Source organism: Klebsiella sp. RC2 (assembly GCF_014192815.1).
Lineage (GTDB): Bacteria > Pseudomonadota > Gammaproteobacteria > Enterobacterales > Enterobacteriaceae > Klebsiella > Klebsiella variicola.
This window is the reverse complement of record NZ_JACHYL010000007.1, coordinates 20682-42624: the sequence shown is the minus strand read 5'-3', so window position 1 is coordinate 42624 and position 21943 is coordinate 20682. Positions and strand designations below refer to the sequence as shown.

Below are 21943 nucleotides of genomic sequence, written 5' to 3'. Positions count from 1 at the left end.
CCGGGGCTTGTCATGTGCGTATTATACCGTCGCTGCGTCGGTCACAACACCCAGCTCTTCGACTATCTTTTGCAACCGGACGATCTGCTCTATATCCGGGAACACACCGGTAACGCCTTCGTTGTGGATATGCGTAAACGGTTGTTCAAAGAGCTGCCGCATTTCAATGGTGCCGTAATCGCGGATGTGGTTTTTCAGCAGTGACAGGAAGCGCAGTTGCTGGCTGGTCAGGCTGTTGTCAGCGGCGAACTGGGCAAAGCGCACTTCCACTGCGTCGCTGTCCATCCCGATGATGGTACGCAAAAGTTTATCCAGGCTAGCTGTTGCCTGCGGATAGAACTCTTTCAGTGCCCGGATATCAACGTTCGGATTCTGGATCAGCACCAGCTTCGCCAGTTCATCCAGCTCGGCTTGCGTGACCGGCTCGCCGTTGCGGATTTTCTTCAGCACCGGGTTTTGCTGGAACAGCGGCTCCAGCGCTCCCTGAACCTGCTGGCGATAGAGTTTGAAATCAATCGAGCGGATATTGGTTTTACGGGTTTCCGTCTGGATCAGGTTCGCATCTTCGGTAATATCCACCTGTATCGAACCAAATTTCGGCGTCGCATCTTTCTCCATCAGGTGCATGATGCCGCGCAGGTGAATGCGGATATCTTCCAGTTCTTCCAGACTGGCCTGCTTCCACCAGCCTAAATCACGAAGCTGATTAATCCGCTGTCCCTGCTGTTGCACCTGCGCCAGATGCGGCGGCAGACGTTCCACTTTCTCGACGATGACCGGCCAGAGCACATCCAGCTCTTCCGGGTTGGTATAACGGGCAGTTTGCGCCGCCAGAATATCCATATCGAAGCGCATAGCATCGCTTTGCCCACGCACGTCCAGCCACTGCATCAGCGGGGCCAGGACAGATAGCAGATCCTGCTGTGTTTTAGGGGAAAGCTGACGCAGCACTTTTTCATCGCTGTACTGTGCTTTTTGCTGCCACTTTTCCTGCACAGCAATCGACTTTTCATCCAGCGCGTTGATCTGCTCGCGGAGCTGGTGAGCGACTAAATCCACCGCCTGTTTATCGAACTTACGCTGCGCAGCAGCCCCCAGCATAACCCACGCTTCGAAGCGTTTTTGCGCCAGCGATTTTGTCGCTGTGACTTCGGCCTCTTCGGTATGCAGCTCGTGATACTCGAAGTTGCCCCAGTGATCGAAGATGCGAAATTTCTGTTTATCCAGCGGCTTGCCGTTTTCATCGTTGCCGTACAGCCCTGAGCAAAGACGCGTACCACGGCCAATCATCTGCCAGAACTTCACTTTCGATTTGACCGGCTTGGCAAAGACCAGATTCACAATTTCCGGGACATCAATACCGGTATCGAGCATGTCAACAGAGATAGCGATGGTCAGCTCTTTGTTGGTGCTTTCATCCAACCCTTTAAAATCGTCAATCAGTTGTTCGGCGCGGGGATCGTAGTTGTCGATGACCTGGCAGAAGCGTCCGGCAAACTGCGGGTACATGTCGTCGAACAATTTATTCAACAGCATCGCGTGTTTGTGGTTACGGGCAAAAATGATGGTTTTACCTGGCAACTGGCCGTCCCGATCTTTCAAGCCATTTTCCATCAGGTTACGCAGGATATAGCGGTTGGTGTCTTTGTTGTAGATCGCCTCATCCAGCGCCTTGCCATCAAATTCCAGCGTATTTGGATCGATACCCTGTTCTTCCAGCTCGCGGATTTGTTCGTCGCTTAATTTCTCCCGTTTGATGCCTTCGCGCAGGAATTCTGTGGTGTGCGTGACAACCTCATAGGGAACTAAGTTGTTATCGGCGATGGCATCTTCCAGGCTGTAGTTGGCGGTAGGGATACGTCCTTCACAACCAAATAGCCCAAAAGTGGTTTTGCTCACCATATCGATCGGCGTGGCTGTCAGACCAATCTGGAGGGCATCAAAATACTTAAACAGATCGCCGTAGACGTTGTAGATAGAGCGATGGGATTCATCGGCGATGATCAGATCGAAATAACCGACATCGAAATGGTCCATGATTTTCATCATGCCGGGATAGGTGGCGATGTAGATCCTGGCATTCTGCCTGTCTGCTTTCTTCGATTTCCCGACCACATACAGCGGCTCATTGGTGAACTGATTGAAGGCATTCGCCGCCTGTTTACGTAGCTCTTTGCGGTCACAAAGAAACAGGACACGTTTTACCCAGCGGGCATCAATCATTAGTTTGCTTAGCGCAATTGCCACGCGGGTTTTGCCTGTACCTGTCGCCTGAACAATTAACGATTGTCGGTACTTGTTGGTAAACCGTTCGCTGACGCGGGCGATGGTTTCAAGCTGATACAAACGTCCGGCAACGGCCTTACCTTCGTTATCCTTAACGTGCGGCACACTGTTCAGTGGCAGACGAGTTTCACGCTGCTGAATAAGGTATTGCAGGCTTTCCTTGCTGTAGAAGCCAAATACCCGACGCGGAGGATAACCATGAGTTTTATGGTCGTCCCACAGCCAGATATCATAACCGTTGGTGTAGAAGATGACCGGGCGCTGACCATATTCTTTTTCCAGCCAGTCGGCATACAGTCGGGCCTGAATTCGCCCCTGCTCGGCATTGACGCTGGTTTTTTTGGCTTCCACCACCGCCAGCGGTTTATGCGCCTCATCCCACAAGACATAATCTGCATAACCGCCACCGGTTGCGGTAGGCTGTTCTTTAACAGGGTGTTCCTGCGTAACCTGATCGGTATTTTTTAGCTCTTCCCCTACATTCCAGTCAGCAGCAAGCAAGCGGGAGTCAATCAGGCGGCGGCGGGTTTCCGCTTCATCAATAGAGAGGATATCGGCAACATGCTGGTTACGCGCTCTGGCTTCATTCAGGCGCTGGGTGAGCTGTTCGGCCTTTTCCTGCTCCTGTTGTAATGCGCGTTGAAGCGCCAGTTCACGATCGCGGCTTTCGATTTGCGCCTGTATTGCTTCTTCCAAGTGTTTTTTATCGGAACTCGCAGAAGATGGCGTCAGAGGAGGAAGAGTAAATTTGGGGCAGTCATCAACATTACCGTGGGCGTAGCGAACATACAGCCAAATTCCCAGTAAATACGCTTCCTTTAACAGCCAGTAAGTATCTTTAGCTTTGATACGTCCGCCGTGCGCGGCGCGGTTACCGTGGATACGCAGTGCATCCATTTTCATGATGATGGCTTCCGGCATCATGCTGGTGAAGACATCGGCGTTCATTAAATCATACAGATTTGCTTTGATGCCTTCAGGCAGCCGTTCCTGACGATATAACCAACGCACCATCAATTCGGTGTAGTTGCGCAGCTTCACCAAACAGCTTTCCGGATCGGAGTGAACATAGCGTTCTGCCATATACGCGAGTTCCGCCAGTTCCGGCCACTGGCTGCGCAACATTTCAAAATTGAGAGACTGCTCCATCAATCATCGCCTTATGTCGTGGATACAACAGGAATTCTGGAAAGGATATCACACTAATTTGGCTGACAAAGTGAGCCCAGACTTATTCACTAAACAACATTACTGTTGAATGTTGTCTCATGGTACTGCACTGGCAGCTATGATACAGAAGGCTCAGATGACAGCATGCATTTCAGACTATTAACATTTACCTGAAACTCAAATACCTGCGAGCCTTTCTATGTGTTTGTGGAACAAGCGATTGAACGGTTCGGTACTAATTTTCAGAAATAGTCTCCATCGCTTTACGGGGCCTCCCTGACATTGGACGTTGTGGGACTTCATTGCATCCGTATGAACAGAGCCCCTCTTTTTGCTCTTCTTTTGTCAGATAGCTCAATACTCGACGAATATTTAGAATGCTGGCGGGTTCATTATAACGCACGGGAATATTGATATCGGCTTTATAAGGTTCTTTAAACTGGCATATATTAAAATAGCCCTCCTGTTGGGTTAACTGCTTCCAGAATTCTCCTGCCTGCTGTGCAAAAGGATAGGATCTTTGCGTTTGATGCCCATCCAGCCAGTATGCAGCATGTGCATGGAAGCCATGATCGGCTGTCCATTCAATGACCCAGAAATAGCCCACAATAGCAGCTTTTTGCATCATTTTATTCATCAATAATCGCAGGTCACGCTCAAGTGCATGATGATCTTGATGTAAGTAGCGAGAGGTATCCTTTTTATAAAAGAAGTCTAGGCGTAATGTTAGTAAACAAGAATATCTGGCTACCATTGCATCGATATGATTATCCAGAATTACTGAAAGAAACCAGTCTGGATTCCATGATGGGTTATATTGGTGACTATTATTCATAGGTTAGACCTTTTTTAAAACGTTGTTAGATGATGAAGGAGGGCAGATAAAATATCTTCAGTGTACGTGATAAGGGTAAGTACGATGCGTAATGATATTTAGTGAACAGATTGGATAGGTACTAAATGTAATTCTGAGTAGAGTATTAATTATACTAAAAAACCCAAATTAAATTATTTGATACAATTCTAGATGCAGTTAATTTTGTTTCTATGTAACCTTTGTCATTTGAAATGGATATTTAATTGATTTTTGCATTTTTCATTCGTCACTAAGATCAATGTCTTTTCTAAAGATTAATAATTACTGTCCTCTTGAATTTTTAATCCGTTCTGTCATCCAGGATTCGATTTCACTTTTTAGCCAACGAGAACTTCGGCCAAGTTTAATTGGTGCTGGGAACGCATTTTCAGAAATTAATCTATAGAACCATTTGTCGGTCATATTGGTGTAGGCAGTGATAAATGCCATGTCGACAAGCTGATCATTTAATACTGAATTTGAATCCAAGGTTTTAGTTAATGGCAAGGTCGTTTGGCTGGTCATAGCGATGCTCCCGTATGGTGGTGTTGAGTTGGGAGAGAGCCTGTTGTCGATGGGAGAGTAACGGGCATCTATCTCATACTATGAGCTCGGAAGTAGAAAGTTACATCTGCCTGAATCATACAGCCTATTGATGTCTCTTTAGCATGATGCGCCTTGATATTCCTGAAAATTCTTTCGAAAAATGCGTATAGTGTTTGTCGATATCTACGAGAGTAAAAAATCATATCCGCATAGTAATTTTTTAGATTTTAGCCTTCTATTGTGGGCTTATCCTCAGAATTAGCATTACATTAAACTCACTAGTTGACTCCAGTAAAAATACAATTTAAATACTTAGTATAGTGTTTTTAAATACAGGTATTTATAATGAATAAGAATGATAAAGATAGTCATTTAGATGCTTTTGGGAAATTATTCTCTAATGAATTATCACAGAAGGAAATGGTTTCGATTGAGCGGTCGTCCACTTCTGCCAATCCTGAAAATAACCAGGAAGGCTCTTTCTTGCAGGCATCAGAGGTAAAGCAACTTCCTGGCGATGATAGTAAGCATGAGTGCGCAGATGTCGATCTTTCTCCTGCTACTCTGGTGTCCGAAATAAATCAAACTGACCCTGCGATAGAACGTGTGATGCGGCAGGTATTGGCTCAGGAAGATACTACCCCTAAAAAGCAAGTATTAAATGGAGGTGAAGATCCCTACCTTCGTGATGTTGATTTTAGGTGGTTAAAAGGAGATGCCAATGAGCGAGCCATTTTCTGGTTTTGGATATATATCCGCACTGCATCAAATAGCCGTCTCAATTTGCCAGAATTAAAGTTGCAAAATGGCTGGGATTCAGAGGATCATTGTTTATATTCTTTTTTTAGACTTCCGGGTAATCCCGTCAGCTCCGCTGAAAGGAGTCGGTTAATTATTACCTTCTTCAATAAACTCTCGGGTTTCTTCAATCCTATCCAAATTAAAGAGTCATTCGAACATATTCGTAGTATCTGGCTTCACTTGATTAGCCCTGTTCGACAATTTAAATGGTTAAAGAAAAAAGACTCTGAGGGTATTGAATGGGCGTGGGATTATTTATTAAAAAGGAAGGATGTCAATGATAACATCCTTTTTTGGTTTAAGCCCGCAGATGCAAATGAGAAATATATTGCGATCATGGGGGCAATTGATTGCTGGGTTATACGGGGGAATAAAATTGATTGTCAGGATAAAAAATTACTTCTGGATAACATGAAAAAAGCGTTTCAGCAGCGCGCGCGACGAGATAAAAAGAAAAGCTTTAGCCTTAACACTGAAATTTCTATAAGAACTCGTAGAGAGCTTAAAGAGTTAGTTAAGCTGCAAGGTTCTGGCATAAATAAATTTATTGAAGGACTTATTAGTGATGAATATCGTAGATATAAAGACAATTCCAATGAATATAAAATATCTTTATTAAAGAAAAAACAATAATCCCACTAAGTTTCATACCTATATTACTCATGTGAATAGCCGGTTAATTTCCTTCCGGCTGTGCTTTTCACAGGAGTAAACCATGCCTAAAATCCCCGAACCGCAGGATACTAATGATATCCTGCGTACCTGCCTTAATTTCTTACCCCAACAAACGACCGAACGTATTCTCTCCCGCCTGCAACACGCCATCAACTACGAGCCCGTGATTGGTATTATGGGCAAAAGCGGTGCGGGTAAGAGTTCGCTTTGCAACGCCCTGTTTCAACAACCGGTATGTCTGACCAGCGATTTGCTGGGCTGTACCCGTGAACCTCAGCGGATAGTGCTCACCGTGGGCGAGCGCTGCATGACACTGGTAGATTTGCCTGGAGTGGGCGAGACACCGGAATACGATGCGGAATATTCGGCGCTGTATCAGAAGTTGCTGACGGAGCTGGATTTGATTATCTGGGTCCTGCGTGCTGATGATCGTGCGCGGGCGGTCGATATTGCCACGCACCGCTCACTGCTTGCTTATGGCGCGGATGCTTCCCGTTTCCTGTTTGTTGTCAGTCAGGCAGACCGGATTCCTCCGCTGCCAGAACAGCCCGGTCAGGCTGTTCCTTCAACTGAGCAGTGCCTTTCACTTGCGGTTATCAGTTCGCAGATTGCTGGTCAGTTACCGTCCTCTTTCCCTGTGATAGCCGTTTCATCGCACACAGGATACAACCTGCCTGCTCTTGTTGAGCTGATGGTACATGCGTTACCTGTACAGGCCAGTAGCACTTTCTATTGCCAGTTAAAGCCAGAAAATCATACGGAGGAGAGTGATGTCGCAGTGCGCCAGCGTTTTGGTGAAATAGCCGGTTCGGCTTTTGACACGGTGATCGCTTCTGAGCATCTGCCTTCTGGCTGGAGCTTGTTGCTGAGGAGGTTGCGGGAAAAGCTGGTACAGCTTGCGTCTGAATTATGGGAGAGGATTTTTGGCTGAGCCAGGCAGACTCAGCCACGGAAAGATGTAAACCCGTTACTTTTTATACCTTACGGATAGGGTTCTTTTGACGTAATTCTTACCAATTTCATAGTCCGGGTTCCATGTCGCCAGATTATGGACACCGATTGCGGCGGCGCTCACCGCTCCCAGAAGTGCTGTTGGTGACCACAGAGAGCCTGCCACCGCAGTGCTTCTGTATTCGGTGTATACTCGGCAGGTTAATTTCTTCTGCTGATGTTCAATCGCATACTCCACTCTTTTGACGGTTTCACTGATGTCAGTAACATTCGTGATATCAAAACTTTTCCGGTAAAAAATCAGGTCGTGCAGTTTCTCTTTGGTCAGAAATTCTGCGTTGAACGACTCAATCTGTACTGTTCCTGACATCCGTTGTTCCTCTCTTTCCTGGACTCTGTGAATTTCCCTTGGCACGCGCCTTACGGTCAAACGTTCCACTTTTTCAGGGGCAGTGTATGTCAGAAAAGAATATATCGATCCGTATAAACGATTAATAATAAAGAATTGATCGTTATTATCTATCAACAATAACTTTCGATATCCATGAATTGATCGTCTTAACCTATCAAAAAGTAAGGATATCTTGGCTCGTTTCGCGCCGTTTCCTGCTCCTTTGACAGATGTTGACTGATTAATAACTTATGCAGTGGTTCTCTCCTGACCGCTGCTGCCAATCCACAGGTGATTTATGAAAACCAGAACAATAATTGCTCTTTTTCTCTCCGCCGCCTCTGTCTCTGCGCAGGCAGGCAACTGGATGGTGAAAAATGGTTGGTGTCAGACCATGACGGAAGACGGTCAGGCGCTGGTTATGCTGAAAAAAGACACTATTGGTATCTTCGGCCAGTTGCAGGGTTGCCCCAACGGCCAGCAGGAACTGATGGGAAGCCGTATCAGCATTAATGGGAATCTAATCCCCACCTCTCAGATGTGTAATCAACAGACCGGCTATAAAGCTGTTGAAATCGAAGGTGGGCAGGCTCCCGCCGCAGCCAGGAAAGCCATTGAATCAATTGCCGGTCAGGATATTTCCAGCGTACAGGTCTTTGGCATACAAATGAAATTTACTCGTGGCGATATGCTCCAGGTTTGCCCGAAATATGTCAGCGCCCTTGCAGGCGTATCAGCAGAAGTCACTGGGAACAAGCCGCTGAAAGTAAACAAAGGTTCGGTAATGAAAGCGGCCAGACAGGCGTACACGAAAGAATATGACCGTGAAACGGCAGATGCCGCTGATTTTGGCAGCTATGAAGTGAAGGGAAATACGGTGGTATATGAAGTCTACAATGCCGCTTACCGCACCTACGATAAAATCGTTGTTACTGTAGGATCTGATGGTAACGCCACCGGTGCAAAGGTGGAGTACATGGGGCAATAACCCCCTGGTATTGTTTCTGACTCAGCCATAAAGGCCGTGTCTCCATCGGGAAGCATGGCCTTTTTGCTTTTATGCCGTCCTACTCATTGCATCACCCACCACAACACTATCTGTAAACGCAGGCAGAGATGACGGTCTCACTGCGTTTTAACGACCTGATTTAACGACTCATCATCACGCCAGCCCTGACCGGCTGGCTTTTTTATTTTAGGAGTGATTAATCATGAATACTGCAATTACTGACGCCACCTTATCGTCAGACACTATTTTCGCCACGCCTGTCGCAGATGAACAACGCCCCGGCTTCTGGCCGCAGCATTTTGGCACGATTCCACAGTGGATATTACTGGAGCCGCGCATCTTCGCCTGGATGGACCGTTTCTGTGCGGATTACATCGGGGGTATCTGGAATTTTTACACGCTCAGCAATGGCGGCGCTTTTATGGTGCCGGATACTGTCCGCGATGCGCAATGGCAACTCTTTAACAGCATGAATGGCAATGATGCGCAAATGAGTGCAGAGGCCGCCGGAATTACCGTCTGTCTTATCGAGTACAGCCATCATGCCTGCCGTACCGGGTGCGATGCCATGACAGCGCACTTTTATCGTCTGCGTGAGTATGCTCTGCGGCATCAGGAATGCTCCGCCATCATGCGCATTATCGACTGAGGATACAGGTATGACTTTCAATTTATCAATACCGCAGGAACTACCGCTGACAACCCGGCGAACTGTTCAGCGTGCTCTGTCGCTGCTTGAACACCATCTGCGCGAGCCTGGCGCGTCGTTCACGTCCACAACGGTTGTCAGGGACTGGCTGCGCCTGAAAATGACCGGGCTGGAGCGCGAGGTGTTTTTAGTGCTGTACCTTAACCAGCAAAATCAGTTAATTACTCACGAAACCCTGTTTACCGGCACTATCAACAGTACGGAAGTGCATCCCCGCGAAGTGGTGAAATCAGCCCTTCGCCATAATGCAGCCGCCGTGCTTTTTGCCCACAACCATCCCTCCGGAGAAGCTGAGCCCAGCCAGGCCGACAGACAGATTACCGCCAGACTGGTAAAGGCGCTGTCGCTGGTAGAAATCCGGGTGCTGGATCACTGCATAGTCGGAGGCATGACAGTGGTTTCATTTGCCGAACGAGGCTGGTTATGAAGGAGGGCAAAAGATGCCACTGACTGATGCCATACAGTGGGGATTAAAGCGAAGTTTCACACCGAATTTTGGCGCAAGGCTGGTACAGGAAGGCAACCGACTGCACTACCTGGCTGACCGGGCCAATATCACCGGTAAATTTGTTGATGCCGAATGTCAGAAGCTGGAAGAAGCATTCCCGCATTTTATCCGCCAGATGGAACTGATGCTGAGCACTGGCGAACTTAATCCCCGTCATGCGCACAGCGTCACTCTCTACCACAACGCTTTCACCTGTGAAGCCGATACTCTCGGCAGTTGTGGTTACGTCTACATCGTTATTTATCCCACTCAACGTTAAATCTTTTTCATTCGCGAGAACAAAATGAAAACCATACCTGCAACAACTCAGCGGGCGGCGAAGTCGTGCCCGTCGCCCGTGGCTGTCTGGCAGATGCTGCTTACCCGTCTGCTGGAGCAGCATTATGGCCTCACCCTGAATGACACACCGTTCAGCGATGAAACCGTTATTCAGGAACATCTCAACGCAGGCATCACACTGGTTGATGCCGTTAATTTTCTGGTGGAGAAGAACGAACTGGTACGTATCGATCGCAGAGGGTTTAACTGTCAGGAACAGTCACCTTATCTGGGCGCAGTGGATATTTTGCGGGCGCGGCAGGCAACCGGCCTGTTCCGGCAAAGACATCTTCCTTCGATACGCTGAATCTTGCGAGCCGTCTTCCCGATTTACATCACCAATCTTTTTTCCTTATTAACTCATTGCATAATGCGCCTGCCATTCCCGGCGGGCGTGTTTGCTTTTATACGGACGAAAAATATGCAAACAGAAGCTGAAATTTTAACCGATCATAATGAGCTGATTTGCTCGACCAGCATTGAGCGTATAGTGACAGGACGCGATGCTGCGCTGAAACAGATTGAGGCGCTGATTTGTCAGCTCGATGACGTTTCCCGGCTCACTTCAGAAATTGGCGGCAACATAGCGAGTCATTGGGCGATGCGGCAGGGCCATGCTTTCGACTGTTGGCTGGTGCAACCTGTAGATAAAGCGATGCCTGTCATCACCCGTAATATCGACCGTAGCATCTGGCGTGACCTGATGCTGAAATCCGGGATGTTGACCTTGATGGATGCCGAAGCCCGCAGCCAGTGGGCAAAGAACCTGGAGGAGGGTGATCTTCCGGCAATAACCGAAGCCAATATCCTGAGTACCTTTGAGCAGTTGCATCACAATAAGCAGGACGTTTTTGAGCGCGGGATAATTAATATATTCAAGGGATTAAGCTGGGACTACAAAACCAATAATCCCTGTTACTTCGGAAAGAAGATTATCGTCAACAATCTGGTGAAGCATGACAGATGGGGCTACAGCCTGAACTGGGGCTGGCGGCGCGATCAACTGACCGATCTGGAGCGAATGCTCTACCTGCTGGATGGAAAAACCATTCCTGATAACCGGCATGATGTCTCTATCCGTTTTATGGATTTCGTGCGCGACAATCCGCATCAGCAGGTTTTCGAAGACGATTTGTTCACCATTCGCTACTTTCAGAAGGGCAGCGGGCATATCATGTTTAAGCGTCTGGATCTGGTGGAGAAGATGAATGACATTGTGGCGAAGCACTTTCCTGGGATGTTGCCTGCCAAGTGAGAGATGATGTTTTTATAAGCAGAGCTATGTTGAAGTTAATAGGAGTTATTAAACGAGGTAATCCCTATGGGTTCGCTTACTAAACAAACCATCAGCGCACAGATACCTATTGAATTGGCTGCTGCTGTTGAGAATCTGGCAAATGAGTTGGACCGTTCTAAGAGCTGGATTATTAAAGAAGCGTTGACCAATATGCTGGCTGAAAGAGAAAGGCGTCACCAGAGCATCCAGGCCGGACTTGCCGATGCGGATGCCGGGCGCGTGGTGAACCACTCGGACATGGTGGATTTTGCTAAACGCTTAAAGAAATCCTGATAAATGGAGGTTTACTGGACGCTTAAAGCTCAGGATGACTTGGAACGTATCTACCGTTTTGCCCTTCAGTACAGACGCCAGCACGCCGATGATGTTTTGGATCGCCTGATTACTGGCTGTGCTGGTCTAACAGCGCATCCGGCAAATGGCGTACAGCAGACTCGGTTGAACCTCGGGAGGTCCGAAAAGTGTTATTCGCTGACTATGAGGTTCATTACGAACTTCGTGACAATGGCATCTATATAGTCGATCTCTGGGATACCAAAGAAGAACGTTGAAGAGATGCTCTTCACATTAGCGAGTATAGCTCATTAGCCAAAAAAAACTCATTTTTGTGTTTTTTACTCTATTTTGTGTTTTAATGATATCCATTACTTCTTGCAAGTGAGGAGGGCATCATGCAAAACAAAATCAAAGAACTTCGTACTCAACTATCAATCACTCAGCGTGAATTGGCAGATATGGTTGGTACCAGCCAACAACAGATCCAACGTATAGAGACAGGGAAAGTTGCGGCCAAGTTAGGACTGGCGCAGGCGATAAGCGCTGTCTTAAAGAAACCATTGAATGCAGTTTTTCCTGGTAACGACACTTTATTGCAAACGGTGCGCAATCAAAGTAGCCGTAGTGATGATGATCTGGAAAGCATCGCCACTAATGGTATTGAAATGGATGGCTGCATTTGGACAGTGAAAATCTGGTTACGAGGGCAGCAAGATTATTTGCTGTTACCTATTTCCCCGGCTGATAAGCGTCGTTTTTACTCATACTTTCAGGAAAGAGCAGTGCCTGGTTATGAGCATTTCTTTGTTTTCGACTCTGAACAGCATCGTTATGCCTTAAATGCGCGAGAGGTGATTTTCCACCAATTCTTGTTTGAAGCGTTTCCACCTATCTCGGATGACGAGGATGATGATGCAAATGAAGGAAGATATGGGAATGTGCATATCACCATGGTGAATGGTGGCCCAGTTATTGAACTTTGTTGTGAGCCAGATGAGACTGAGGACGAAAGTGATGGCGATATCGGTCAGTTGAATGCATTTTTTGACATTCTGGAATTAGAACCGGAATCAACAGAGCGATATCAATTAACCGACATAGATGGAGAAGATGCTTTTATCCGTATTGGTTCTATCGCAATGGTGCGAGTCCCACTTGATGCGCTGGAGCCTGTCGAGGAAGATGATGCATAACAGATTTCGGCATCTTAACTCGGTTGTATTAGCTCAGACTTGATGTGACGGTTTTCCCTGGCAGTAAACAATCAAATCTGACAGTTTGCTTTGAGCGACAAGTGGAGATTAACGTATCTGTTAAAGTGGTCAAATTTAGCTATCCACTACAAATTCAAATAATTATTGAGGTAGATAGAAATTAAACATGAGCGAAAAACATTCATTTATGGTGACTGAAGCCAATCCTTTATTGGCAGATTTGAAGTTGTCATGGGCTTCTCCAGTTTTTAGTTCTGATGATGGAATTGGCTCCATGCGTTCCTTGCATGAAGCCGGTGATTCATTGGTTGCAGTTGCATACTTTGATGATGACGTCCTATCCTTTCTAGGAAGCGGCGTGATGGTTGCACCGGGGTTGCTGTTGACTGCAACCCATGTACTTGATGAACTACGGGCTTCGGGAAATCATCCGATATTCCTGACATTCTTGCCTACAGGTGCAAGGGGATGGCTTGCTAAAGAAAGTCGGAACGCAATGCGCGAGAGTAAGTTTGAGGAAGGTGAAGCAAACCCATCAGACCTAACTTTAGTGAGCTGCACGCTAAACTCGGATGCATTGGCTGATTACCCGCTTAACCTATGGACTTTAAGGGTTGGGTTGCCACTCGTTGGAGAGCGTTTGTGGGCATTTGGATTTAGGCATGGTCATGTTGAAGATGATGTAGCCTCCGTGAGTCCGATGGTCTCGTCTGGGCTGGTAACTGCCGCGTTTCCTCAAGGACGTGGTGAGCGAATGCCTGCACCATGTATCGAGGTAGAAATGGACACTATGGGAGGGATGAGCGGAGGCCCGGTTGTTGACTCGGATGGGAACGTCATTGGTGTGGTGTCATCTTCATTTGATGGTGGACCATCTTACGTTACGCTTATTTGGGATGCTCTAAATTATCGAATTGGAGGGACGGTTCCAGCGCTAACGAAGTATCAAGATGTTAGTCTTTTAACTGCAAAGGCAATGGGGCTTTCTAGAATTAAAGGCAGTATTGAGCGCAAGCCTTGGGGGGATATCGTCTTCACGATGTCTGAAGATGAGATGGAATTCATGAAATTATCATCGGATCCATCGACCATTACAACATCCAATAAATTCCTGAAAGATGAACAATTAGAAGAATTCATTGATAAATGGGGAGACGATCTAGAGCATGCAGCATCTGAAGCTGCAATTGAATGTCTCGAGAGCGCATCAGACTCTCCTATCCAAAGATTTTTAGGGGCGGTTGGGGTTCCTCTGAAATGTATTAAAACCATCCAGAATTTTTCAGCTACCGACTTTGAAGGTGTTGAGGATCCGGAGATATACTCAAGCGAGCAATTAAATGATGAAAATATCAAGCTCGGATATTATTTTGAGCTACTGAGCGTAGTGTGGGGGATCCAGGTCTTAAAAGAAAACTATCATGCTCACAAAATGGACTTCGATAGCCACTTTTATAATCAAGAGTTAAAAGATGAAATGGTACATATGGAGGCTTTCCAACGGTGCCTTTTTAAAGCTGATGTGATTTTCAACCCAGAAAAAGAAGAGTTTACTGATATAAAAATCGTCTGGATGGGTATTCGGATACCAAACAAGAGAGTACAAAATAATACTGAATGATTGAACCTCCGCATATCTCTAAGTCTGAGTGGGCTTTAAGCAAGAAGCTTATTTTCTCAAAAGCTGATATGTAATGGTGGAGCAACGGCCTACTGATGTTCCTTTCAGAATTTATGTGGCAAAGAGCGAGTGGCTCCTGGCACTGAGCTGCCTGTCAGATTAAGTTTAGATCTGTGCCATAGCTTTTTCAGGTAAAATCTGAGCTAATACAGCTCAGTCATATTTGTCCCGGTTCGATACCGAAGAACAATGAATTTTCGTGTTGGTATCTGTGTTGGTATAAAATGAAAGTGTTTTTTATTATATGTTATAAATCATGAGGTTAACTTTTATGTGCGAGTCCGGCCTTCGCACCAACTCACAAACATCAATATCAAAACAACCAATAAATAAGTCCTTTAATCTAGCCACGACCAATCATTGATCAACCACGAAATCCTCTCCGAAACACATTCACAATCCTTAAACCCTACGCTCAACATTAAACCCCACACACCATCCCCCTCACCCCCTGAACACCTCCCGCCGGTGCCATGCCACAAACCCTTCCTGGGGATAACATTCTTTCCCCTGCGGCAAGGTAATCGGCTTACCATCAAAATCCCAGAACAGCCTGCCAACGATGCCTCCGCCGTTCACCGCCGGCGAAACCTGGATGCGCATATCCTCATCCAGACCAATGGAGCCTTTATCAAAAGCCTTATGGTGAATCGCGCAGAGCGCCAGGCCGTTAGGGATTTCGCAGGGGCCGCCGTGTTGCTTCCATTTAATATGGGCCGCTTCCAGGGCGACGGAGGTATTATCATGGCGCATATTGAAGCCGCAGATCGCGCACTCATAGTTATAGGCGCGCAGCACCTGCTGGCGAAAATGCGGGTCGCGCTCTTTACGGATCTGCAGCAGATCAAACCCCATCTCTTCTGCCAGTTCTTCCTGAATACTTTCCGGGAAATGCGCTTCGAGGATCTGATGGGCGAGGGTATTGATCAGCTTCTTATTTCTGTTGAGTAGTGCAAAATGCGGCTCATCGAAGCCGCCGGCGACCTGACAGAGCTCCAGCTCTTTGCCGGGCGGCTGTCGGCTGCCCTGGGTTGAACACTGTTCGCTGTTGTGCAGCTCCCAGAAGCCGTCGCCTTTCAGGCGCCAAAAGGGCATGTCCGGCCGGTACTGGCGGCGCTGCGGGCCAAAGCGTTCCAGCAGGCTATGCAGCTCATCGCGTATCTCTGAGGTGTAGTCGAACATCCGCGCATGGCCGCGCTGGTACTGTGAGAGGACGTACAGCAGCAGCAGTGGCTTATGCGGTGCACGCTGTTCGCCTTTGCGCCAGATGGTGATGTTCTCGATCGCGTGTTGCAGGGTCGTGCTGGAGGGCATAGCGTTACATTGGCAGCTAAATAAATGCGATGATGCTCGCAAAATCCTTGCCGATCAACCCACCAGATGCGGCGGTTCTACGTGGATCGCTTTTTAACTATCACTGCTAGTTATTTGTTCGAAAAGCCCATAGCTTTCTATTTATACTCAAGCTTCGCGCCATCAGATAGCTATGTCTTATGAAAAAACTACCGGACCATTTATCCAGGGAATGCATCATCGCCGCCATTCGCGCTTACGATGCAGGCGTTGCGCATCAGTTTAAAAGCGCGCGTCTGTATGAGATCGAATTTGAGGGGCGTCGGTATCCTTCAAAAGCCATCGTCGGGTTAGCGGCCACGTTTGCGACGGGGACGGAATTTACCCCGGCGGATTTCAGCGGGGGGATTAAATCCAAATGCGTGCGTCTGTTAGTGGAGCAAGGATTTACGATCGTGTCGCAGGGCGCTGGCGATGACGAGGTTGCGCTTTTCCCCGATGAGGGACAGACGACCATGGAGTACGTGGAAGGGGCGGCGATGCAGGTGGTGGTCAATCGCTATGAGCGCGACCGTCAGGCTCGTCAGGCGGCGCTTCGCCTGCACGGCTGCCAGTGTCAGGTATGCGGTCTGGATATGGCCAGCCGCTATGGCGATATCGGCCAGGGCTTTATCCATATCCACCATCTCATTCCGCTGTCCGGGATAAAGCAGGACTACCGTCTGAACCCAGAAACCGATCTGATCCCGGTATGTCCCAACTGCCATGCAATGCTGCACCGGCGAGATCCGCCGTTTACCCCAGAAGAGCTGAAGGCCCGGCTGCGCCCCGCAGACTGACATCCGACAGCGCTCGCTTTAATTACATCAAACACACCACAAAACCCACGCTACCTCACCGGTAGCGTGGGCCCGCTCTCTCTTACTTATCCCGCGTCTCGCCAGCCTCCCAGCTGTAGCTCCCATCGGCCGCTAACCTATCGCCCAGCTCCTGATACTCGAACTGATAAAACTCAGCCTGGGTGCCGTACCCGGCGTAGTCTACCGCCGCCAGGCCGACGAACGCCCCGGTAAAGAACCCGCCGTAGCTCTGCAATACATAGTCATCGGACAGTACCGCGGCATCCAGCTGGACCGGGATCTCGGTGAAGGTCACGCCATCGAAGCTGTATTCATAGCTGTAGGTCTGCTTGCGGACCTTAGTCCGGAGCCAGACGTATTCCACGCCGTCCGGCACCTTGATGGCGTTATCTTTCAGGTACGACGTGTATTTTCCGCGGTTATTTTCGCCAACTTCGATGACCTTGCCGTTAATTTCATTCCAGGTCAGGAAGACGAAGCTCCAGTGGCGGTCGTTATAGTAGTTTGTTAATCCGGCCATCTGCTGGTAGCTGAAGGGTTCAAATTTCACCTTCACCGCAGCGTCAAAATAGAAGGCCTGCCAGCGGCGGGCAATCAGCGACAGGTCATGCGTATTGGCTAACGAACCCTGGCCGATTAAGGTTAATTTGCCGTCGCCGGTGGTGCCCATTTTGGCCGTAAACGGCACCCGCAGGGTATTCCAGTTCGGGTCGAGCGCTGGCGAGGTAAAGTCATCCTGCTGGCTATTATCGCCGGCGCTTTCGGTGAAGATGGCGTCTTTCGGCCCTTCGACGAAGGTTTTCCCGCCGTGACCGCCTTCAATACGCGGCCAGCCCTCATCGTCCCAGTACACTTTCTGGATCGAGGTTTCCCGGCCGAGGGTTGACCAGCCGCGCGGGTCGTAGATGGATTCCCCCGGGCGATTCCACGGCCGGGCGCAGAGCGAAGCGTAATACCATTCGCCTTCCGGAGTGGAGACCAGCGCGCCATGGCCCTGTTTCTGGATGTAGCTGTCCGGCGTGTCGACGTTGGTTAAGAACACGTCGCCCGGTTCGGTTTCGAAGCTGTCGGCCTCGAGGGTTTTCGACCGCGCCACCACCTCCTGGTGGGTAAACACGGTGCCGCCCTGGGCGGCAAACAGATAGTAGTAGCCGTTCAGTTTATAGAGGTGCGGCCCCTCGACCAGCGCCACGGCGGTACCGCGGTAAATGGTGCGCGCGGTTTCCGGCATTAACTTCAGCGTGTTGGTATCCAGCTCCGTTAAGGTAATGCCATCGAAGGGGTGATGGTACTCCCGGTGATCCCAGGTTTGCTGGACGATATATTTCCGACCATCGTCATCATGGAACAGCGAGGCGTCAAACCCGACGCCGTTCAGCTTGATCGGGTCGCTCCACGGGCCCCGAATATCCTTCGCCGTGGTCAGGTAGTTGGTCATGTCTTTAAAGGCGCCTTCGGTGACCTTCACATCGGTATACACCAACCAGAATTGTCCGTCGGCCCAGGAGAGCGCCGGCGCCCAAATGCCGCCGGAGGAGGGGTTGCCCTTCATGTCCAGCAGGGTGGTGGTGGAGAGCGGCGAAGGCAGCAGGTTCCAGTTTTTCAGGTCTTTGGACTCATGTAAACGCACGCCAGGGAACCACTCAAACGTCGAGTTGGCAATATAGTACGTATCCTCGACGCGAATAATACTGGGGTCGGCATTAAAGCCGCGTAATATCGGGTTTTGAATAAGTGACATTTCATTACACCTTTTAAAATGGAAAGTGACGAATCGGTCTGATTTATAATTTTTTTAACTACACGCGGATCTCATCCAGCTGACGGTTAATGTCGGTAACATGTTTATCGGAGATCGGATAAACCTGGATAATCACCATCGAAATAGCGGCCAGCGCGATCGGGATCCACACCGCGGTCATAATGATCCCGTCGATGGCGCTGGCGCTCTGCATGGCGCCGCTTTCATTAAATCCATACACCGCCAGCAGCCACAGCGGGATAGCGCCGCCGATGGTGAAGCCGATCTTGAAGAAGAGTCCCATAATGGCATTGATAATGGCGGCATTGCGTTTGCCCGATTTTAATTCGCCGTACGCGATGACTTCCGGTACCAGCGCCCACATAAAGCCGGTGGCGGAAGTTAAGCCCCACTGTTTAATAAAGGTGGCGATGTAGGCCAGCCACAGGGCGTCGTGCATCCCTTCGCGGGACCAGACGTAGGTCAGCAGTTCGCCGACGATGAACATGGCGAGGAACAGATGGAAGAAGCCTTTTTTACCAAAGATTTTTTTCAGTTTCGGCCAGAACACCGGGAAGGCGATGCCGGGAATAGACGCGACGAGACCCACGGCGCCCATCCATTCGGAATGGCCGACGACGAACTGGTTGAAGAAGCCGTTAACGGTGTTCATGAAGAACATGAAGGTAAAGGCCAGCATAAAGAACATGCCGAGAATAACCAGCGGGCGGTTATGTCTGAGCTCGTGGAAAAGGTCGGTGGTTTTGACGTTGGCGGTCTGCTCGGCGGTCGCGACAACGCGTTCTTTGGTGAATTTATAACAGATAAACAGAGCCACCGCGCCGATGATCATATAGATGGCGTACACGCCAAACCAGGCGTAGTTCGCCGACGGATCGGTATAGTTGCCGAGATTCAGCTCAAGGCCAAAAAAGCCGGTGTCTTTCAGGCTGCGATCTTTCGGCGCCGCCATCTGCACAAACATCGGGAACAGGGTATAGACCAGCAGGTTGGCGCTGTTGGCCAGCATCATGCGGGTACTGGTCAGCTTATCGATCGATTCCGGGTCGCGGGTCAGCGACGCATTCAGCGAGCCATAGGGAATATTGACTAAGGAATAAACCAGGTCCAGCGCCAGATAAATAATAAAGGCGAAAGCCACCGAACCTTTCACTCCAGGGATCGGCGCGAATAGTAATGCCGACAGGATCACCAGCGGAACGCCGGCTCGTAACAGCCACGGACGATATTTCCCCGCTTTCGAGGTTCGTTTATCCACGTAGGTTCCGACCATCGGATCCCAAAACACATTAATGATGCGGACAAAAAGAAAAATAAAGCCTGCCGTTGCCGTGCTGATGGTATTTACCGTCAGCATATGCAAAGCCAGAAAACCCCCAATTGTGCCGAAAACCAGGTTTTGCGCAAAGTCACCCATGCCATAACCAATTCGTTCTCCGCGGGTTAATTTATGATATTCATCATGCCGACTGTGCATTATGTTTTTACTCATTCTAAGCAGACTCCGGTTTGTTTTGTGTAGGTGAAACACTTTCTGACACAGTTGACCTGGAAGAATCTATTACGTTTTTAAATTACGTAATTATGTTTTTTTACTTCTGTGATCCTCGAAGCAAAGGCCTGTATCGCCTGCGTTGAATCGTTATCCGCCGCTAATTTTCGGGCAGGCAGGCATTGTGACAAAACCGGCATTTTAATTTGGCATGGATACCTGAGTTCCCCAGGAAGTGTACGCTATACGCGCGCGAAGCGAGATATTTAAAATAGTTTTATTTGCGAGATGGCTCACATTTGAGCATTTTCTCAATCGCCGAGTGAAATAACGTAATTGAGCAACCGACGATGAGAATACACGATGTGTCACAGTTGTTAATTTTCCTCTTTCTCAATTTCGGAGTTCATCATGCAAACCTATTTCGATCAGGTTGATCGCGTTCGCTTTGCCGGACCCAAAACCGATAATCCGCTGGCGTTTCGCCACTATAATCCGGATGAAATCGTGCTGGGAAAACGCATGGCAGAACATCTGCGTTTTGCCGCCTGTTATTGGCATAACTTCTGCTGGAATGGCGCGGATATGTTTGGCGCCGGCTCGTTTGAGCGTCCCTGGCAGGCCGCGGGCGATGCGCTGGAAATGGCCAAACGCAAAGCGGACGTGGCGTTTGAATTTTTCTACAAGCTCAATGTGCCGTATTACTGCTTCCACGATGTCGACGTCTCGCCAGAAGGCGCGTCGCTGAAAGAATATCTGCACAATTTCGCCATCATGACCGAAGTGCTGGCGGAAAAACAGCAGCAAACCGGCGTGAAACTGCTGTGGGGCACCGCCAACTGCTTTACCCACCCGCGCTACGGCGCCGGAGCGGCGACCAACCCCGATCCGGAGGTGTTTGCATGGGCGGCCACGCAGGTGGTGACTGCCATGAACGCCACTCACCAGCTCGGCGGCGAAAACTATGTGCTGTGGGGCGGCCGCGAAGGTTACGAGTCGCTGCTGAATACCGACCTGCGCCAGGAGCGTGAGCAGATTGGCCGCTTCCTGCAGATGGTGGTGGAGCACAAGCATAAGATTGGCTTTGGCGGCACGCTGCTTATCGAGCCGAAACCGCAGGAGCCCACTAAGCATCAGTACGATTACGATGTCGCGACGGTGTATGGTTTCCTGAAGCAGTTTGGTCTGGAAAATGAGATCAAGGTGAACATTGAAGCCAACCACGCCACTCTGGCGGGGCACTCTTTCCACCATGAAATCGCCAGCGCCATCGCGCTGGGGATCTTTGGCTCCGTTGATGCCAACCGCGGCGATGCGCAGCTCGGCTGGGATACGGACCAGTTCCCGAACAGCGTGGAAGAAAATACCCTGGTGATGTACGAGATCCTCAAAGCCGGGGGATTCACCACCGGCGGCCTGAACTTTGACGCCAAAGTCCGTCGGCAGAGCACCGACAAATACGACATGTTCTATGGCCATATTGGCGCCATGGACGTAATGGCGCTGTCCCTCAAGCTGGCCGCGCGCATGATTGAGGATGGCAAGCTCGATCAGGGTCTGGCAAAACGCTATGCCGGCTGGCAGGGCGAGCTGGGGCAGAAAATTATGACCGGGCAGATGTCGCTGGATAATATTGCCCGGTACGCTGAGCAGCATAATCTGAATCCGCAGCCTCACAGCGGGCGTCAGGAATTACTCGAAAATCTCGTCAATACCTATATCTTTGGTTAAATTTTGCTGACATGCCCCTGCGGGGGCATGTATTACGCCGTCTGCCTGCAGCCGAAAAATAGCGTTTATTGGTTCGTGCTGTGTTTTTTGTCAGTGGCGAAAGACCACCTGTTTAAT

20 protein-coding genes and 1 pseudogene are annotated in these 21943 nt (G+C 49.0%); 14 read left to right on the top strand and 7 right to left on the bottom strand.

What is annotated here, in order from left to right:
• Window positions 1-21: 21 nt before the first annotated feature.
• From FHW76_RS20305 to FHW76_RS20295, 3 genes are all read right to left on the bottom strand, one after another.
• Entirely contained in the window at window positions 22-3435 is a 3414-nt protein-coding gene (locus FHW76_RS20305) for a DEAD/DEAH box helicase family protein (RefSeq protein ID WP_183476929.1), read from the bottom strand.
• A 256-nt stretch (window positions 3436-3691) separates the two neighbouring features.
• Window positions 3692-4291 (bottom strand): inovirus-type Gp2 protein, encoded by a 600-nt coding sequence (locus FHW76_RS20300; protein WP_048965061.1) that lies wholly within the window; start codon window positions 4289-4291, stop codon window positions 3692-3694.
• Window positions 4292-4594: 303 nt separating this feature from the next.
• A complete protein-coding gene (locus FHW76_RS20295; protein ID WP_048965059.1) occupies window positions 4595-4837 on the bottom strand; it encodes an AlpA family transcriptional regulator in 243 nt (80 codons plus the stop codon).
• A 366-nt stretch (window positions 4838-5203) separates the two neighbouring features.
• On the opposite strand from FHW76_RS20295, the gene FHW76_RS20290 reads away from it, so the two are divergent.
• Both FHW76_RS20290 and FHW76_RS20285 read left to right on the top strand, forming a co-directional pair.
• Entirely contained in the window at window positions 5204-6292 is a 1089-nt protein-coding gene (locus FHW76_RS20290; RefSeq protein ID WP_183476927.1) for a hypothetical protein, read from the top strand.
• A gap of 82 nt (window positions 6293-6374) precedes the next feature.
• On the top strand, window positions 6375-7265 hold the full coding sequence (locus FHW76_RS20285) for a GTPase family protein (RefSeq protein WP_048964043.1): 891 nt from the start codon (window positions 6375-6377) through the stop codon (window positions 7263-7265).
• Window positions 7266-7301: 36 nt separating this feature from the next.
• Here the strand turns inward: FHW76_RS20285 and FHW76_RS20280 are convergent, their stop codons facing one another.
• Window positions 7302-7655, bottom strand: a complete 354-nt coding sequence (locus FHW76_RS20280) for a hypothetical protein (RefSeq protein WP_048964042.1) — start codon at window positions 7653-7655, stop codon at window positions 7302-7304.
• A 319-nt stretch (window positions 7656-7974) separates the two neighbouring features.
• Between FHW76_RS20280 and FHW76_RS20275 the strand changes: the two genes are divergently transcribed.
• The 10 genes and pseudogenes from FHW76_RS20275 (at window position 7975) to FHW76_RS20230 (ending at window position 14628) form a co-directional block, all read left to right on the top strand.
• Window positions 7975-8664 (top strand): hypothetical protein, encoded by a 690-nt coding sequence (locus tag FHW76_RS20275; RefSeq protein WP_048964041.1) that lies wholly within the window; start codon window positions 7975-7977, stop codon window positions 8662-8664.
• A 223-nt stretch (window positions 8665-8887) separates the two neighbouring features.
• Window positions 8888-9334 (top strand): antirestriction protein, encoded by a 447-nt coding sequence (locus FHW76_RS20270; RefSeq protein WP_048964040.1) that lies wholly within the window; start codon window positions 8888-8890, stop codon window positions 9332-9334.
• Window positions 9335-9344: 10 nt separating this feature from the next.
• Entirely contained in the window at window positions 9345-9821 is a 477-nt protein-coding gene (gene radC / locus FHW76_RS20265; RefSeq protein WP_045411015.1) for a RadC family protein, read from the top strand.
• Window positions 9822-9834: 13 nt separating this feature from the next.
• The gene (locus tag FHW76_RS20260; RefSeq protein ID WP_040189932.1) at window positions 9835-10161 is read left to right on the top strand and encodes a type IV toxin-antitoxin system YeeU family antitoxin; all 327 of its coding nucleotides are present in this window, start codon (window positions 9835-9837) and stop codon (window positions 10159-10161) included.
• A gap of 24 nt (window positions 10162-10185) precedes the next feature.
• Entirely contained in the window at window positions 10186-10527 is a 342-nt protein-coding gene (locus FHW76_RS20255; RefSeq protein WP_048964039.1) for a TA system toxin CbtA family protein, read from the top strand.
• Between the two features lie 114 nt (window positions 10528-10641).
• A complete protein-coding gene (locus FHW76_RS20250; protein ID WP_183476925.1) occupies window positions 10642-11475 on the top strand; it encodes a DUF4942 domain-containing protein in 834 nt (277 codons plus the stop codon).
• Between the two features lie 66 nt (window positions 11476-11541).
• Window positions 11542-11790 carry a CopG family ribbon-helix-helix protein gene (locus FHW76_RS20245; protein WP_048964035.1) on the top strand — a complete coding sequence of 83 codons (249 nt, stop codon included), beginning with the start codon at window positions 11542-11544 and terminating at the stop codon, window positions 11788-11790.
• A 3-nt stretch (window positions 11791-11793) separates the two neighbouring features.
• Window positions 11794-12068, top strand: a pseudogene (locus FHW76_RS20240) (type II toxin-antitoxin system RelE/ParE family toxin).
• Window positions 12069-12188: 120 nt separating this feature from the next.
• Window positions 12189-12986 carry a helix-turn-helix transcriptional regulator gene (locus FHW76_RS20235; protein ID WP_048964034.1) on the top strand — a complete coding sequence of 266 codons (798 nt, stop codon included), beginning with the start codon at window positions 12189-12191 and terminating at the stop codon, window positions 12984-12986.
• Window positions 12987-13173: 187 nt separating this feature from the next.
• Window positions 13174-14628, top strand: coding sequence for a serine protease (locus FHW76_RS20230; protein WP_074184809.1), 1455 nt, complete (start codon window positions 13174-13176; stop codon window positions 14626-14628).
• A 504-nt stretch (window positions 14629-15132) separates the two neighbouring features.
• On the opposite strand, the gene FHW76_RS20225 is transcribed toward FHW76_RS20230, so the two are convergent.
• Window positions 15133-16002 carry a phosphorothioated DNA-binding restriction endonuclease gene (locus FHW76_RS20225; RefSeq protein WP_032413294.1) on the bottom strand — a complete coding sequence of 290 codons (870 nt, stop codon included), beginning with the start codon at window positions 16000-16002 and terminating at the stop codon, window positions 15133-15135.
• Between the two features lie 179 nt (window positions 16003-16181).
• Between FHW76_RS20225 and FHW76_RS20220 the strand changes: the two genes are divergently transcribed.
• Window positions 16182-16820 (top strand): HNH endonuclease, encoded by a 639-nt coding sequence (locus tag FHW76_RS20220; RefSeq protein WP_032437570.1) that lies wholly within the window; start codon window positions 16182-16184, stop codon window positions 16818-16820.
• Window positions 16821-16902: 82 nt separating this feature from the next.
• On the opposite strand, the gene FHW76_RS20215 is transcribed toward FHW76_RS20220, so the two are convergent.
• Both FHW76_RS20215 and FHW76_RS20210 read right to left on the bottom strand, forming a co-directional pair.
• The gene (locus FHW76_RS20215) at window positions 16903-18582 is read right to left on the bottom strand and encodes a glycoside hydrolase family 43 protein (RefSeq protein WP_048964030.1); all 1680 of its coding nucleotides are present in this window, start codon (window positions 18580-18582) and stop codon (window positions 16903-16905) included.
• Window positions 18583-18640: 58 nt separating this feature from the next.
• Complete coding sequence (locus FHW76_RS20210) at window positions 18641-20080, bottom strand: MFS transporter (RefSeq protein ID WP_162500013.1); 1440 nt, start codon at window positions 20078-20080, stop codon at window positions 18641-18643.
• Window positions 20081-20506: 426 nt separating this feature from the next.
• Here FHW76_RS20210 and xylA point away from each other — a divergent pair, with 426 nt between their 5' ends.
• Window positions 20507-21826, top strand: coding sequence for a xylose isomerase (gene xylA, locus FHW76_RS20205; protein ID WP_130993858.1), 1320 nt, complete (start codon window positions 20507-20509; stop codon window positions 21824-21826).
• The last annotated feature ends 117 nt before the right edge of the window (window positions 21827-21943 follow it).

Bases quoted from the DNA above. Each gene is read 5' to 3' on its own strand.
- FHW76_RS20305 (WP_183476929.1), bottom strand. From the start codon at position 3,435: ATGGAGCAGTCTCTCAATTTTGAAATGTTGCGCAGCCAGTGGCCGGAA.
- FHW76_RS20300 (WP_048965061.1), bottom strand. From the start codon at position 4,291: ATGAATAATAGTCACCAATATAACCCATCATGGAATCCAGACTGGTTT.
- FHW76_RS20295 (WP_048965059.1), bottom strand. From the start codon at position 4,837: ATGACCAGCCAAACGACCTTGCCATTAACTAAAACCTTGGATTCAAAT.
- FHW76_RS20290 (WP_183476927.1), top strand. From the start codon at position 5,204: ATGAATAAGAATGATAAAGATAGTCATTTAGATGCTTTTGGGAAATTA.
- FHW76_RS20285 (WP_048964043.1), top strand. From the start codon at position 6,375: ATGCCTAAAATCCCCGAACCGCAGGATACTAATGATATCCTGCGTACC.
- FHW76_RS20280 (WP_048964042.1), bottom strand. From the start codon at position 7,655: ATGTCAGGAACAGTACAGATTGAGTCGTTCAACGCAGAATTTCTGACC.
- FHW76_RS20275 (WP_048964041.1), top strand. From the start codon at position 7,975: ATGAAAACCAGAACAATAATTGCTCTTTTTCTCTCCGCCGCCTCTGTC.
- FHW76_RS20270 (WP_048964040.1), top strand. From the start codon at position 8,888: ATGAATACTGCAATTACTGACGCCACCTTATCGTCAGACACTATTTTC.
- radC (WP_045411015.1), top strand. From the start codon at position 9,345: ATGACTTTCAATTTATCAATACCGCAGGAACTACCGCTGACAACCCGG.
- FHW76_RS20260 (WP_040189932.1), top strand. From the start codon at position 9,835: ATGCCACTGACTGATGCCATACAGTGGGGATTAAAGCGAAGTTTCACA.
- FHW76_RS20255 (WP_048964039.1), top strand. From the start codon at position 10,186: ATGAAAACCATACCTGCAACAACTCAGCGGGCGGCGAAGTCGTGCCCG.
- FHW76_RS20250 (WP_183476925.1), top strand. From the start codon at position 10,642: ATGCAAACAGAAGCTGAAATTTTAACCGATCATAATGAGCTGATTTGC.
- FHW76_RS20245 (WP_048964035.1), top strand. From the start codon at position 11,542: ATGGGTTCGCTTACTAAACAAACCATCAGCGCACAGATACCTATTGAA.
- FHW76_RS20235 (WP_048964034.1), top strand. From the start codon at position 12,189: ATGCAAAACAAAATCAAAGAACTTCGTACTCAACTATCAATCACTCAG.
- FHW76_RS20230 (WP_074184809.1), top strand. From the start codon at position 13,174: ATGAGCGAAAAACATTCATTTATGGTGACTGAAGCCAATCCTTTATTG.
- FHW76_RS20225 (WP_032413294.1), bottom strand. From the start codon at position 16,002: ATGCCCTCCAGCACGACCCTGCAACACGCGATCGAGAACATCACCATC.
- FHW76_RS20220 (WP_032437570.1), top strand. From the start codon at position 16,182: ATGAAAAAACTACCGGACCATTTATCCAGGGAATGCATCATCGCCGCC.
- FHW76_RS20215 (WP_048964030.1), bottom strand. From the start codon at position 18,582: ATGTCACTTATTCAAAACCCGATATTACGCGGCTTTAATGCCGACCCC.
- FHW76_RS20210 (WP_162500013.1), bottom strand. From the start codon at position 20,080: ATGCACAGTCGGCATGATGAATATCATAAATTAACCCGCGGAGAACGA.
- xylA (WP_130993858.1), top strand. From the start codon at position 20,507: ATGCAAACCTATTTCGATCAGGTTGATCGCGTTCGCTTTGCCGGACCC.